Annotated in this window: 13 protein-coding genes and 2 tRNA genes; 3 read left to right on the top strand and 12 right to left on the bottom strand. The window is 47.9% G+C overall.

Going from position 1 to position 14,840, the window contains the following annotated elements:
* Window positions 1-65 precede the first annotated feature (65 nt).
* Entirely contained in the window at window positions 66-665 is a 600-nt protein-coding gene (locus tag ACFTRD_RS02910) for a flavin reductase family protein (RefSeq protein WP_379381139.1), read from the bottom strand.
* A gap of 157 nt (window positions 666-822) precedes the next feature.
* On the opposite strand from ACFTRD_RS02910, the gene ACFTRD_RS02905 reads away from it, so the two are divergent.
* On the top strand, window positions 823-1,521 hold the full coding sequence (locus tag ACFTRD_RS02905) for an ArsR/SmtB family transcription factor (protein WP_379377663.1): 699 nt from the start codon (window positions 823-825) through the stop codon (window positions 1,519-1,521).
* Window positions 1,522-1,734: 213 nt separating this feature from the next.
* Here the strand turns inward: ACFTRD_RS02905 and ACFTRD_RS02900 are convergent.
* The 5 genes from ACFTRD_RS02900 to ACFTRD_RS02880 form a co-directional block, all read right to left on the bottom strand.
* Window positions 1,735-1,823: transfer RNA gene (locus ACFTRD_RS02900), tRNA-Ser, on the bottom strand.
* A 6-nt stretch (window positions 1,824-1,829) separates the two neighbouring features.
* Window positions 1,830-1,905, bottom strand: a tRNA-Asn gene (locus ACFTRD_RS02895).
* A gap of 125 nt (window positions 1,906-2,030) precedes the next feature.
* Window positions 2,031-3,359 carry a sensor histidine kinase gene (locus ACFTRD_RS02890; RefSeq protein WP_379381137.1) on the bottom strand — a complete coding sequence of 443 codons (1,329 nt, stop codon included), beginning with the start codon at window positions 3,357-3,359 and terminating at the stop codon, window positions 2,031-2,033.
* A gap of 214 nt (window positions 3,360-3,573) precedes the next feature.
* Complete coding sequence (locus tag ACFTRD_RS02885; protein ID WP_379377662.1) at window positions 3,574-4,275, bottom strand: response regulator transcription factor; 702 nt, start codon at window positions 4,273-4,275, stop codon at window positions 3,574-3,576.
* Between the two features lie 222 nt (window positions 4,276-4,497).
* Window positions 4,498-4,959 (bottom strand): SprT family protein, encoded by a 462-nt coding sequence (locus ACFTRD_RS02880; protein WP_379377661.1) that lies wholly within the window; start codon window positions 4,957-4,959, stop codon window positions 4,498-4,500.
* A gap of 119 nt (window positions 4,960-5,078) precedes the next feature.
* Here ACFTRD_RS02880 and ACFTRD_RS02875 point away from each other — a divergent pair, with 119 nt between their 5' ends.
* Both ACFTRD_RS02875 and cmpA read left to right on the top strand, forming a co-directional pair.
* Window positions 5,079-5,435, top strand: a complete 357-nt coding sequence (locus tag ACFTRD_RS02875) for a hydrolase/acyltransferase (protein ID WP_379377660.1) — start codon at window positions 5,079-5,081, stop codon at window positions 5,433-5,435.
* A gap of 172 nt (window positions 5,436-5,607) precedes the next feature.
* Window positions 5,608-5,751: a cortex morphogenetic protein CmpA gene (gene cmpA / locus ACFTRD_RS02870; protein ID WP_090808144.1), complete on the top strand. Its 144-nt coding sequence runs from the start codon at window positions 5,608-5,610 to the stop codon at window positions 5,749-5,751.
* 152 nt (window positions 5,752-5,903) lie between these two features.
* On the opposite strand, the gene ACFTRD_RS02865 is transcribed toward cmpA, so the two are convergent.
* The 6 genes from ACFTRD_RS02865 to ACFTRD_RS02840 form a co-directional block, all read right to left on the bottom strand.
* Window positions 5,904-8,126 (bottom strand): Tex family protein, encoded by a 2,223-nt coding sequence (locus tag ACFTRD_RS02865; protein ID WP_379377659.1) that lies wholly within the window; start codon window positions 8,124-8,126, stop codon window positions 5,904-5,906.
* Between the two features lie 462 nt (window positions 8,127-8,588).
* On the bottom strand, window positions 8,589-10,778 hold the full coding sequence (locus tag ACFTRD_RS02860) for an alpha-galactosidase (protein WP_379377658.1): 2,190 nt from the start codon (window positions 10,776-10,778) through the stop codon (window positions 8,589-8,591).
* A 235-nt stretch (window positions 10,779-11,013) separates the two neighbouring features.
* Window positions 11,014-11,364: a type II toxin-antitoxin system PemK/MazF family toxin gene (locus ACFTRD_RS02855; protein WP_024630714.1), complete on the bottom strand. Its 351-nt coding sequence runs from the start codon at window positions 11,362-11,364 to the stop codon at window positions 11,014-11,016.
* 3 nt (window positions 11,365-11,367) lie between these two features.
* Window positions 11,368-11,649, bottom strand: coding sequence for a CopG family ribbon-helix-helix protein (locus ACFTRD_RS02850; RefSeq protein ID WP_024630715.1), 282 nt, complete (start codon window positions 11,647-11,649; stop codon window positions 11,368-11,370).
* A 261-nt stretch (window positions 11,650-11,910) separates the two neighbouring features.
* Window positions 11,911-13,098 (bottom strand): alanine racemase, encoded by a 1,188-nt coding sequence (gene alr / locus ACFTRD_RS02845; protein WP_379377657.1) that lies wholly within the window; start codon window positions 13,096-13,098, stop codon window positions 11,911-11,913.
* A gap of 469 nt (window positions 13,099-13,567) precedes the next feature.
* Window positions 13,568-14,782, bottom strand: coding sequence for an outer membrane lipoprotein-sorting protein (locus ACFTRD_RS02840; RefSeq protein ID WP_379377656.1), 1,215 nt, complete (start codon window positions 14,780-14,782; stop codon window positions 13,568-13,570).
* Between the last annotated feature and the right edge of the window lie 58 nt (window positions 14,783-14,840).

Below are 14,840 nucleotides of genomic sequence, written 5' to 3'. Positions count from 1 at the left end.
ATGGCCCCCACTTATATATTCCGGATTACATAGGTTGCATCTATACTTTTAACTTATACCTGTCCCTATTCAGCGCGGAAGTTCTCCCCTTGTCTCTCCCCCATTCCATAATAATGCCGAAAATTATAGATTAGCGGGTGCCACTTCGCCGGATCAATTTTGTTCAATCCAGATATAAGCGTCTTATGTGCATGTACCTTCAGTGCTTTCACCTCAACAACGGCCATAAAAGGCGTATGCTCCGGTGTGCGGATGTGCTGCACGGAAGCCTCGATCTGAAGCGGACACTCCGCTATTTTCTCAGGTTGAACCAGAGCCGAACTTTGAGCTGTCAACCCAGCGGCTTCAAATTTTTCGGAACAAAATTTATAGCCCATCTGTCTTTTCTCCTCGGGAACCGGATATGTACCCGTATAACGTCCCAAGGATTCCACCTGCCTCCACATGGAAGCGTCCGGCAAATTAATAACACATTCGGGGTGTCGGCTCAGATTCTCACAAGCCTTGCCCTGAACACCCAACCCAAGCACAAGACAATCTCCCAGCGCCCACGACGAGGACAATGGGGACAAGTTGGTCGATCCGTCTTCATTTAATGTGCTCAGTAACAATACCGGGGTGCCGTAATATAAAATACTTGGATTAATCGTTTCATGTTGATTCATCTCTTGCCCCTTGGCAGATCGATCTCTACTGTTTTCGTGCTTCATGATTTGCTCCATCTCCTGTTTCCATTCATTCGGCTCCCACAACTTAAATCTGACCCATGTGGATGAGCCTGACTCGATTGTAAAACACTAATAGTTCAGGTATCATCGAAGTATGAATGCATATCCGAATATAACTGTTATTGCGTCGTTAATCGCTGATCCGAGTCGTGCTGTTTTTCTCGAAGCCTTACTAGATGGAAGAGCGCTACCTGCCGGTGAACTTGCCTTTATGGCTGGTGTCACACCCCAAACAGCGAGTAACCATCTTGCCAAGCTGGTCGAAGGCGGGTTGCTTGTGGTTGAACGTCAAGGCAGGCATCGGTACTACCGTCTGGCGGGCAAGGAAATCGCTTTTTTGATTGAAACGATGGGCAGTATTGCCCCACCTGTACAGGTTAGGTCTCTCAAACAATCCAATCAACTTCAACATCTGAGCTTTGCTCGAACCTGTTACGGGCATCTGGCCGGAAAATTGGGGATAGCGTTGTGCGAAGCTTTATTGCGGGAAGGTTATCTCGAGGAATCGGAGGATGAACAGTCCAAGGATTACCAAATTACAGCGAAAGGAGTTCAATGGTTTAATTCATTTGGCATTACACTTGAAGGCAAAACTGGATTACGCCGTACTCTGGCTCGCAAATGCCTCGACTGGAGTGAACGTCGCCATCATATCTCCGGTTTACTGGGAGACGAACTGGGGCGCCGCTTGTCCGAGCTGGATTGGACCCGCCAGAAGCCAGGCAGTCGGGCGGTTGAAGTCACGGAAGCAGGCAAGAAGGGTTTATACGAGGTGCTGGGCATTTCATTATAGGACAATCGTGTTTATTGGCAAAAAGACGAAACATCAAAAAGCCCCATACTCACAAACCGTTAATGGTTCATGAGAATGGGGATTATGTTTGTAGTCAGAACGGAGAGAGAGGGATACTCTCACTTCATTCGAGACTGCGATGTATTCCTTACGAAGATTATGCTTCGACGAACCTTTAGGGTCCTCATCCCTTTGCAGAGAAGTGTTTCAGAACGGAGAGAGAGGGATTCGAACCCTCGCACCGCTTACGCAGTCTAACCCCTTAGCAGAGGGTCCCCTTATAGCCACTTGGGTATCTCTCCAAGAAATGGCTCCCCGAACAGGACTCGAACCTGTGACAACTCGATTAACAGTCGAGTGCTCTACCAACTGAGCTATCAGGGAATATTAATCTTGAATAAATTTAATTTATCATGATTAATTAGCCAAGTCAACATGCCCGAGTGACTTTCTTAGAAGCCTTGCATCTTTCATTCGAGTGCATAGAAAAGTCGGTCACGATGATTATTTTATTGCTTCTGCCGAGTGCATTTTGGAAAATGGACCGTCACTTTAAACAGATCGCCATCAATCTTGACGTTCATTCTCCCTCCATGCAGCTCAACAATACTTTTCGCAATGGATAAACCCAATCCTGATCCTTCCGTGCTCCGGGAACGGTCGCCCCGCTTGAAACGTTCAAAAATTTCATCTGCCGCAAACTGCATTTCATATGCAGAAACGTTTTTGATACACAATATCACATACGAATCATCTTCTGATAATTCAATAAACACCCTTGAATTCTTCATTCCATATTTAGTGACATTGCCAAGCAAATTCTCGAATACACGCCATGTACGTTTTCCATCCAACTGAGCGTACATCGGACCATCCCTGTCACTTACTCTGAAAATCAAACCAGACTGTACGATAGACTCACTATATTCCGCCAAGGCTTGATGTAATAAGGCTGCAACATCAACCTGCTCCAGATGAAGCTCCACATCTCCACTGGCCATCTTGGCCGCCTCAAATAAATCTTCAACAAGTACACTCAGCCGCTTCGTCTTGCGTTGCAGCACCTCAATATATTCTGCCTTTTCCTCGGCAGTACCTTCATTACGTTTTAACAAATCCACATAACTCACCAGCGAGGTCAGCGGTGTTTTTAAATCATGTGAAACATTGGTAATCAGCTCCGACTTCATTCGCTCACTTTTCACTCTTTTTTCGACGGTACGCTGAATTCCTTGTTTCATGCCGTTCATATGCATCGTCAGCTGGTCCAGCATACCGTATGTTTGCTGGGGAAGCTGAACGTCCATACGTCCCAAAGCCATGGCCGAAGCTGCTTGTGTTAAGCCTTGCAAACCATGAATGATTCGCACGATCTGACCCAGAATAATCACACTGCACGCCACGATCAGCAGCAAGATCGGGAATCTAAATTCCTCTACCACGAACGCAATGATCAACAATACGAATTGAGATACAGACCAAACGATGAGTGTTTTGAGGATCCTATTTTCAGGTGGGGTCGCATGTTTCAGTTCATCCCGCAGCATATGAATCGTCGTGCTTAACCATAATTCATTGATGGTTTGACGAAGCGCGGCTCGATCCGCAATCATCCGAATCCCCGCCCTGCCATACTCCCCAGCAAAACAGAGAAGCACGGATGACAAAAGAAATGCAGATATAAACATGACAATATCGTTGATCCACTCATGTTGGCTAATCCGCACGCCATTCCCCTGCATGACAAGAACCGTTCCATAGAACAACGGTAGACCGATGATAAAATAAAGCAATATTTGTACATCCATAGCCAATCTGACCGACATCCAATTCTTCATTTTCACATATTTACTCTCCGAAGGCAGTGGAAATCGGTTTCTATACACATATAAAACAGCGATCAGGAATAAACATATGATTAAAGACGGATCACTCTGAACACCCCAGCCCCAAAAAACAAAGTCAATATTCTGGAGAAATCGTGAGATGACATAAAAAAACATGAGAGTGCCGCAGCTGATCATAACAAATCGAATTATATAGGGGATCACATTAACCTTCCATCTTGTAGCCAATGCCCCACACCACCTTTACATATTTCGGTTCTCTTGGATTAAACTCGATCTTCTCCCTGATCCGGCGAATATGTACAGCCACCGTGTTTTCTGACTGAAAGGCCGGCTCTTTCCAAACACGTTCATAGATTTCATCAATGGCAAAAACACGCCCCGTATTCTCCATCAACAATTTCAAAATATGAAACTCCGTTGGAGTTAATCGAATCTCTTCACCCTCCAGCGTTACTTTCTTCCTCCTATTGTTAAGCACCAGTCCCCTGACCTCAATTTCTTGTTCATCGCCCCTGTGGATTTGCTGTGTTCCAAGTCCTGTAAATCGGCGCAGTTGGGATTTCACTCTGGCCACCAGTTCCAATGGATTGAAGGGTTTGGCTATGTAATCATCAGCTCCAATATTCAGACCAAGAATTTTGTCGTGGTCCTCGGTTTTGGCAGACAAAATAATAATCGGTACATTACAGTTCTCGCGTATTTTGAGAGTCGCCTGTATACCGTCCAGATTAGGCATCATTACATCCATTACAATGAGGTGAACTTCTTCTTCCCTGACTTTTCTTATCGCTTCCTGCCCATCTGCTGCCTTACTCACCGAGATTCCTTCAATGCGTAAATAAATCTCAATCGCGTTGCGGATATCGGGATCGTCATCCACTACAAGCACCCTATACTCTGCCAATCTTCGTTCCCTCCTTACGCCATTACTTTTTTTGGTGATCCCAACTACACCAGCTTACTATGAAATAATGACAATAAGGTCGCCAAAAAGATTACAACTTTCTTAAGATCGATATAAACTCGATATTAAATATAACGAACCATTCCAAATATGGAATCACGCAATTCTAGCAGATCCATTGCAGATCCCATTTCGTCCTATAGCTGATGCTAAATGCCCCATCTATATTTCGTGCAATAGCAACTTGCCCGCACATCGACCACAGCGGTACTTCTTCGGGTCCACTTTTCGTTTACGCAAATATTCCGTGCCACAGCTCTTGCACACCAGTTTATAACGATAGGGTAATGGCTTTCTTCCCTTTCCATCCGGAAGGGACTGACAGAACCTCGAACCGCCCACCTTCTGCAACAGAGCCTTGAATTCAGGGTCCCGGTGTTGGTAGCCGCGTCCACGAATGTGCAGATGGTAGTGGCACAGCTCATGCTTGATGATCTTCTCAACCTCTTCCCGCCCATAGGCTTCGAGCTGATGAGGATTAATTTCGATGCGGTGACTCTTGAGCATATAACGCCCACCTGTAGTGGTCAGACGGCGGTTAAACAGTGCCTCGTGAGTGAACGGAACCCCGAAATGGTCCAGTGACACCTGCTCAATCCATTGTTGCAATTCCTCATTTTCCATCGGTTTCTTTCCTTTCACACCCTTTGGGCCATTTGTTTTTCCGCTATAATACTTGAATTTTAACCGTTTCGTAGGCTACACTGTCAAGTAGAATGTATGAGGGGAGATTATTACTCGTTATGCCTACAATGCGCTACGTCATCCTGCAGCAGGAACAGCAATTGCAGTTTGTGGAAATGCCTGCCGATTACGCTTACCAACTCAGTGCGCTCAACCTGCGCCTGCACAAAGAGATTGATAAACTTACCGCAGCAGATGTGCCTGCATTGCCTTGGGCTATTGCTGAATGTGACAATCTTGATCTCCTGGACGAGCAACTCTCCATCATTGGCGGTCTGGATTATATCAATGCCCTTGAGCAAAGTTTCGCAGCACTGCGCGAGACACACTATCCATTAATTTCTTTGCTCACTGAGATTCGGGCGCTTCAGGCCCAATTGGAGCAATGGTATGAAGAAGAGATGGAATCGCTCTAATTCTTTATAGACTTTATTTTAAACGGAACCAAAGCGCATCTCCCCAATCGGAGGTTGCGCTTTTTTTCTCTGGTGTCGAATTTCCCAGTTACTCACAGGTTAATCCGCACAGTCCAGGCTATTGCCACATATGCTAACGTACAGATGAATTATGCAAGAGGAGGAGATACCCTTGCCTCAATGGCTTTGCAATCAACTGATGCGTGCATTTCACAAAAAGGACAGCAGACAGATCAAGCTGCTGAACGAATGCTGGTTTTTTTATCGTAACAAACCGACAAGTGGCACCCCGCGCAGCGCGGACAGCGAACTATAAGATCTTACGCCATTCTCTCCGTCCACCTCAAGCTCTCACTTCTTTCATAAAATTCCTTCGAAGAATACAGTACGGGCAACAGTAGTATTATAGCTGACAACAAACAGCCTTCCCAATACAGGGAAGGCTGTTCTCCGATCTTTTATGTTGGATCAGGAAGACTGCTGAGAAGAAGCAGGCTTCTTCATCGTGAGGCCGACGCGGCCTTTTTTGGTATCCACATTCATCACCCATACCGTTACATTATCCCCGACGGATACAACATCCATCGGATGTTTGACGTAACCGTTGCTCAGCTGTGAGATGTGGACAAGTCCGTCACTCTTGATGCCGATGTCAACAAAGGCACCAAAGTCAATCACGTTACGAACCGTACCTTGCAGTTCCATGCCTTCCACCAAATCTTCAATTTTGAGCACATCCGTGCGGAAGATCGGTAGCGGCATTTCCTCACGCGGGTCACGACCCGGACGCTGCAAGCTGTCCAGAATGTCACGCAGTGTAGGTACACCCACATCCAGCTTCACAGCCAGCTGTTCCGGTTGTTGCTCAGACAGGAGCACAGACAGTTCCTTGCTGCCCAGCTTGTCCAGCTCAACCTGAAGCTCCTTAAAGAGCTGGTCAACAACCTTATACGACTCAGGGTGAATCGGTGTGCGATCCAGTGGGTTCTCACCTTCGCCAATCCGCATGAAGCCTACGCACTGCTCATAGGTTTTGGCACCCAGACGCGGCACCTTCTGCAGCTGGCGACGGTTCGTGAACCGGCCGTTCTCTTCACGGTATTTTACGATATTCTTGGCAATGGTAGCATTTACACCCGCAACATATGACAGCAGTGAAGGTGAAGCCGTGTTCACATCCACGCCCACATGGTTAACTGCGGATTCCACAACAGCCTTCAAGCTTTCTTCCAATATTTTCTGAGATACGTCATGTTGGTATTGACCTACCCCAATGGCTTTGGGATCGATCTTAACCAGCTCAGCCAGTGGGTCTTGCACCCGGCGGGCAATCGAAGCAGCGCTACGCTCCGCAACGTCCAGATCCGGGAATTCTTCCTGGGCCAGCTTGGATGCAGAATACACACTCGCCCCAGCTTCATTGACGATCAGATACACGAGACTTTCGTCCCCGTTCTCCTGAATAATCTCGGCAACAAACTGTTCTGTTTCACGTGATCCGGTACCATTACCAATAACAATCAATCCGATATCATACTGCTTGATCATCCGATGGAAAACCTCGGCAGCTTCACGCTTCTTGTTGTGTGGTGGCGTTGGGTACGTAACAGCCACTTCCAGCAGCTTGCCCGTATCGTCGACCACGGCCAGTTTACAGCCGGTACGATAGGCAGGATCGACACCAAGCACACGTTTGCCATGAATCGGCGGCTGAAGCAACAGGTTGCGAAGATTGGCCGAGAATACGGATATCGCTTGGTTTTCGCCTTTTTCCGTCAATTCTGCACGAACCTCACGCTCAATCGAAGGGGCAATCAATCGTTTGTAAGCATCTTCAATCACAGCACGCAAAATGTCCTGCACTGCAGATGCACCCTTGATGATTTGTCCTTCCATATGACGGTGAGCCGGTTCAGGCTGCACTTCCAGACCCACTTTCAAAATATTTTCACGTTCACCGCGGTTAATTGCGAGAATACGGTGAGGAGGCATTTTTTTGGCTAATTCACGATAATCATAATAGTTCTCGTACACAGACTCCTGTTCGGCATCCTTCGCTTCCGAGGTCAGCATGCCATGATCCAATGTGTAACGGCGAATCCAGGCACGAATAGCAGCATCATCTGCAATATTCTCAGCCAGAATGTCTTGGGCTCCCTGAAGTGCAGCCTCTGCATCCTCTACCCCAAGTTCAGCATCGATATAACAAGCAGCTTCCTCCAGGACATTGCCTTGTTTCGGTTGACCCCAGATCCAGACAGCGAGCGGTTCAAGACCTTTTTCCTTCGCTACACTGGCCCGGGTTTTCCGCTTCTGACGAAACGGACGGTACAAGTCCTCCACTTCCTGCAGCTTGACTGCCTGAGTGATAGACTGTTTCAATTCTCCGGTCAGCTTGCCTTGTTCCTCTATAATACGGATGACTTCCACTTTGCGGTCTTCCAGATTGCGCAAGTAAACGATGCGTTCTTCAATGAGCCGCAGCTGGTTCTCATCCAGCTCTCCAGTCATTTCCTTACGGTAGCGGGCGATAAATGGAATCGTATTGCCTTCGTCCAGAAGCTCCGACGTGGTGCGGACCTGCTTCAAGGACAGTGACAGTTCCTTGGCTACCTGTTTGATGATTCGTTCATGGCGTTCCGCCTTTATTGTTTCTTCATTGGGTTCCAGAACCGTTTCCTGTTCAGACAAAATAAATCCCTCTTTCCTTCCTGAATCGTTTGTTACAATCATTTCAGGGCAGCTTTGCTGCTGTAATTACATTTTGATTGAATCATTTGATTCAACCACTCTACCCTATATTATCACAAAATCACGACCAGATTTCCATCATTCCACTGGCATACAAGTTCTGACAGAATTACGTCTTCCTCCAGCCTTCCCCATTACGTCAAAAAAAGACCGAAAAACGTCAATGCGACGCTGTTCGGTCATTCCTTTTTTAAAACTTTAAATACAATAGCAATCTAATAAGTGAAACTGCTCATTTACACGATAACGGAGAGGACAGAAAAAACCTGAAAAAGCGAAGCGTTCGCCTTTATCTCCGGATTTTCCCTTTGAGAAAAGAGAATCGAAAAATCTGGGGATAACAGCGATTGGAAGGTTGTTCTGTCATCGTAGTATCCGTGTAAATAATCTGTAGTTACTTATCTAGACGCGCTCGAACCGGAACAATTCACTCAGATAGTCTCCCGATGCGCTGCCTACCGAGATCCCGCCATACATCAGCGCATCCCCGGTAAATGTCTCGGAGCCACCTTTCAGACGATAATCCGCTTCAGGGTCCAGACCCTTCAGCTTCAGACGCTGGAGCGGTGCATTGGGTTCGGACAGCACACGGAAGTAGAATACAACAGCTTCGCTGCCATCCGGTGCAATAAACATCCACGCCGTTTCATTCCCCTCAAACGGACTTAGCAAACGACGGAACGTTCCGTATTGAATCGTTCCCCGAATTTCCTTGTACAGCTCAACCTGAGCCTTCACGATAGCATTCTCTTCCTCTGTGAAACGGGTCAAATCCAGCTCATATCCGAAGTTGCCCGACATCGCGACATGACCGCGAATCTCGAGTGAAGTTATCCGGTTCACCTGATGATTCGGCACCGCCGAAATATGTGATCCCATCGAACTCACCGGATACACAAGACTCGTACCGTATTGAATACGCAAGCGGGAGATGGCATCCGTATTGTCGCTTGTCCACGTCTGCGGCATGTAATACAGCATACCTGGATCGAAGCGGCCACCACCACCCGAACAGCTCTCGAACAGAATATTCGGGAAGGATGCAGTGATGCGTTCCATCACTTCATACAATCCGAGCATATAACGGTGTGCCGTCTCGCGCTGTCTGTCTGCCGGAAGTAAAGCCGAACCCACTTCCGTCATATTCCGGTTCATGTCCCATTTCACATAAGTGATCGGTGCAGAGCCAAGAACATCCGTTAACATGCGTACAATCTCATCGCGTACATCCTGACGGGAGAAATCGAGTACCAGCTGTTGACGACCTTCCGTCCGGCGGCGATCAGGTACATGCAGACACCAGTCCGGATGCGCACGGTACAATTCGCTATCTGGCGAGATCATCTCCGGCTCGAACCACAATCCGAACTGCATATCCAGTTTAGTCACACGATTCGCAAGATCATCCAGACCCTGTGGCAACTTGTTCTTATCGACAATCCAGTCGCCCAACGAGGAATTGTCACTGTCCCGGTGTCCAAACCAGCCATCATCCAAGACAAACAGCTCGATACCCAGCTTCTGTCCAGCACGTGCGATTTGTTCAATCTTGTCCGCATCGAAGCCAAAGTATGTCGCTTCCCAGTTGTTGACCAGAACCGGACGCTCTGCATTGCGGAATTTGCCACGTGCAAGACGTTCCCGATACAGTTCATGATAGGACTGCGACATGCCATCCAGTCCTGCAGCCGAATAGACCATAACGGTCTCAGGTGTCTGGAACGCTTCCTGCGGCTCCAGCTTCCAGCTGAACTCAAACGGATTGATTCCTACCGATACACGAGTGGTCTGGAATTGATCCACTTCCGCCTGTGCGGTAAAACTGCCGCTGTAGACCAGACTGAACCCGTAGACCTCACCTTGATCCTCATCCGTACCTGGCGTCATCAGCGCGACAAACGGGTTCTGCTGATGACTGCTTGAACCCCGACGGCTCTCGATGCCCTGCAAGCCTGAAGCCAGCGGTCTGCGAACGATATCACGTTCCCGTGTCCAGGCTCCTGACAACTGCAATAATTCATAATCTGCATGAGGGAAGTCAACGGAAGAACTGAGGGCACGTGCAATATTCACCGAGGTAGCGCTCTCATTAATGATCCGCATAGAACGCGTAATGGCATTAAATGCCGTAAAAGCTGTATAAGAAAGATCGATCTTGATCCCGGAAACACGGTCTTCCAGTTCAATGACCAGCGTATCTGCTTCGTCATCGGATTCAACATACGTTGCCGGCAGTCCAGAAAGGGCTGTTTTGCCTTTAACCAAACGATGGCCTGTGTACGTAAACTCAGATACCGTAGAGCCATTCTCCAGTTCCAGCTGGATCGCCGGATTACGGAAATCACTTGTGCCGTATACCGGCAGTTCCACCGGCAAGGTATCGAACGAGATCGTCCGGTCTTCCGGTACCGGGTTCGGACTGAACGAAGCACGCTCTGTGCGCACGTGAAGCCAGCTCAGATCGGTGTCACGCAGTCTTTTGCCATAATACAAATGTACCAAATATCCTGAAGGCAGTACCTGGAATACATAGCTTGCCTTTTGAGTCTGTAAATGAAATTGAAGTTTCTTCTGGTCGATATAAATGCTCATATTTCTCCTCCACCTCTATATATGTCGATTGGCGTAAACGGTTTCTCAGGTATCATTATAACGAAAAGCCTCTCAATGTTCTACGCTTTCAAGGAGCTTTAATCAAAAGAGCGCACCACCGCCGTGAGGCTGTAGTACGCTCCTGTGATTGCGTTCTGAAATTGTGTGCTCCTGTGAAGGAACATCCATTGTCAACGGATAGCACGGCAGAACAAAGAAACAACTGCCTGATGCCTTAAAAATCGATTAAGCCCAAGCTGATCTGTAAAGCTTCGTTGACCAGTTTCATGGTCTCCTCGTCCAGATGGGTAATCTTGTCGGTCAACCTCTGCTTATCAATTGTCCGTATTTGTTCGAGCAAAATAACCGAGTCCCGGTCAAAGCCGTGTGCCGCCGCATCAATCTCCACATGCGTCGGCAGCTTTGCCTTTTGGATCTGGGCGGTGATCGCCGCCACAATACAAGTAGGACTAAACCGGTTGCCGATGTCATTCTGGATGACCAGAACCGGCCTGACTCCACCTTGCTCGGAACCGACAACGGGAGAAAGATCCGCAAAAAAAACGTCACCGCGTTTTACGATCAATGTCTACACCCCGCTAACTAAGCGGTCCAGAGTGCTGTCCGCATCTTCCTCCGCGTGAAAGGCCTCGGATGCCATGGTGAGGTTAATCTTCGCCATCTCCATGTACCCTCGCTGCATCGATTCACGGATGTAACGTTTCTTACGCTCCGTCAAATACAGCTTCATGGCCTGCCTAATCAATTCGCTGCGGTTGGAATTCTCCAGCGCTACGATGCCATCCACTTCCTGCAAAAGATAATCAGGCAAACTGATCATGATCCGCTTGGTGTTCTGCAAGTTGGCCACCTTTCTTCCACCCCCACAAACCTTTCGCCATTGTGAACCAGTATTACGTTTTTCCAGAACTTTTATACAAAGGAATATATATGCCCCGAGTATATCAAGTATGCTGTACTCCATTATAAACACGGGGAACAATATTCGTACAGAGCAAACATCTCTTTTCAGGATTTTTCATCCCAGTCATCCTTCATAATTCGAGATGCTCCGACAGTTTTCCTTCTGTTCTGAAAAAAAGTTTCCTGGAAATAGCGTCCAGTCGACCTGTCAGGATGTCAAAAGAGGATTGATTCTGGCGACTACTGTTCCACCACGGGTATAAACCCGCGGAATCCGATGCGCCATCATGCAGATCACTTCGTAGGGAATCGTACCCAGCTGGGTTGCCACCTCATCTGCGGTTATAACGCCGTCAGACTGGTGACCGATGAGAACAACCTCTTCGCCGGCTTGAATTTCTTCTGCTTCTTCTGCAAAAGATTGTAGCGACACCATACACTGATCCATGCAGATCGTACCGACGACGGGAACGCGGCGGCCGCGTACAAGCACTTGGGCTTTACCTGTCAGCATTCTTGAAAATCCATCTGCATAGCCGATAGGCAATGTCGCTATTCGTTCATTCCCTTGTGTTACATATCGGGTTCCGTAACTGATCCCCCAGTGGGGCGGCAGCGTTTTGACCAGAACCGCCTTTGTTTTCAGTGTCAATACCGGGGACAGCTTCACCACCTGATGATTCACCTCTGGCGAAGGATACAATCCGTACAGGCTGATCCCCACGCGAACCATATCATAGGACAATTCTGGTGTATCAATGGCGGCGGCACTGTTCGCCGTATGTATAATCGGGATGACACATCCCTGATCCCGCAGCGCTTCAACCACGCCTCGGAACCGTCGATACTGCTCCAGTGTATAGGTCTTGTCTTCTTCATCCGCTTTGGCAAAATGAGTAAACATGCCTTCAAGCATCACCTGATCCAGCGCCGCGACTTCCTGTATGAAAGCCAGAGCTTCTTCGCCAGGCAACAGGCCAAGCCTGCCCATGCCGCTGTCGATTTTGATATGAACCTTTAGCTTGCGTTGGGATGTACCTGTCTCCAAATGGTGGATTGCTTCGAGTACTTCCCTGCTGAACAGCGTAATGGTTACATCATGTTTCCAGGCTTCAGCGATACCTTCAGGCGATGTATAACCCAATACGAGAATCGGAAGCGTAATCCCGTGTTGTCGCAATTCCAGCGCTTCGTCAAGAAAAGCTACACTTAAGTAATCCGCGCCAACTCGTTCAAGTTCTCTGGCCGTCTCCACTGCTCCATGCCCATAGGCGTTTGCCTTCACACAAGCGAGCAGTTTCATGCCTTGCGGCAATGCTTCGCGGAAAGCTTCTACGTTGCTGCACAAATGATCCAAATTGATCTCCGCTTGGGTCGGCCGATATTGTTCTTGCACGTTAAGTCACCTTCTCTAGTCATCTTAATCCGGCTCACATCAGACTCCATCGTAATGCTCCAGCATGTGACTGTCAAATGAGCAGAAGATCCGCAGTCCAAAACACATACAGGAGCGTTATCCTGAAGTCGGGGGAAAACACAGAATAAGACCCATAAGCCAGACAAATGAAGAGATATTCATCTCACCATAACATGACTAATCTGCTTATACGGTATTATTTACCCGGTTCCTCCTGCGTAGAAGCGTGTTTTGCATTTGTTTTGCATTATTGAGTGCACGGAGATTCTTTCTTATTCATCTTACGCGAGGTTGTTGCAGGTTGATACAATTGTATTCAACTAAACTGAATTGGTACAAAACACTGATATTTTACAGGGAAGATCACAGCCTATACAATAAAGCACCGGAGATAATATCTCCGATGCTTCTTAGCATTCCTCATGTTAAGACGACTATACTTTCGGAATCATTTCCCTGACTCTTCCTGCATGGATGTTGCAATTTGGACCATCTCATTTACAGGCAAATCTGCACTGGTAATTCGGTACTCCACCCCATCGGTCATCCATGTAAGTGTCTGTAAGGCATCTCCACTCAACATCCCGAAAGTAAACCCAAGATCAACTACACTGGATGGCGCAAGCGACACGGCTCTGTCCTGCGGCCTTGCTTCGAAAATCGTGTAATTATATGTTCCTTCATAACGAAGCATTACCGAATAGTCTCCTGACCCTTCCACGATCTGATCGTCTTTCAGTTTGACACCTTCCGGTGCATAGGTCGGCTGAATAACCCCAAAGCTGTCTGAACCTTCCGGCTCGGCCGATGTCGGTTCTTCCGTGCCCTGACCACTGGCCGGATCTTCTGAACCTTGCTGATCCGTGTTATCACTCACACCCGTCTGTCCATCACTAACTGTTCCACTTGGATTCGCTTCAGAACCTTGCTCTGGTGCAGCTTGAGGATTGGCAGGCTCTTTACCATCCCCCTTACCTGTCTGTTCAGCAGGAGCAGCGCCTGAGTTACCAGTCTTGCTGCCATCTTGGGTAGCTGCAGTCATGTTACGCTGCATGTCAAAAGCGTCTTTCTCAAATTCGGTGCCAAATTTGAAGCTATCGAACTTCACATCAACGACCACATTGGCATTCGAATCCGAAACCTCTACCTGTTTCGGTGCATAATCGCTTTTGTTCAGCCATATTTTCTGTCTGACCAATGCATGTGTATTATAGTTGGCAGCTACGTCGAATACATAGCTCTCCTTCTCATCGGCAAACTGGCGGGTCGAGTCACCTGTGATGCTGCGGATCAGCGTCTCATAGAGGTAAACCTGGCCCTGGTTATCCGGCCAGTTACTCTGGAAACGGAAGCTTTTGTTCTGGCTCGGCGTCAGGACAAATACCCCCTCATCATTGCGCAGTACAATTTGCGTTACATCCTTTTTGGCATTCGTTAACGCGATACGATAATACGAAGGCTTCTGATGCCATACCTCGACTTTGTACTGCTGCGGCGTATCTCCGGTATGCAGCGTCATGATGCCTGCCCCCTGATAACTTTCCATTTCTCCTACGACTTCGTTCAGATCTTTGACCACGGCTGCCGCATCCTTCTTCCCGCACGCAGCAAGTAAGGCCGATAAGACCAATACCATGGCAAGCATCCATGATATTCGGCGCATGACATCATCCCCTTTAGCACATGTTTTCACTTCAGGATTGTGCGTACAGCAGAACCCC

The organism is Paenibacillus sp. NPDC056933, from assembly GCF_042674385.1.
GTDB lineage: Bacteria > Bacillota > Bacilli > Paenibacillales > Paenibacillaceae > Paenibacillus.
The sequence above is the reverse complement of the archived record's forward strand: the minus strand, read 5'-3'. Positions and strand labels throughout refer to the sequence as shown.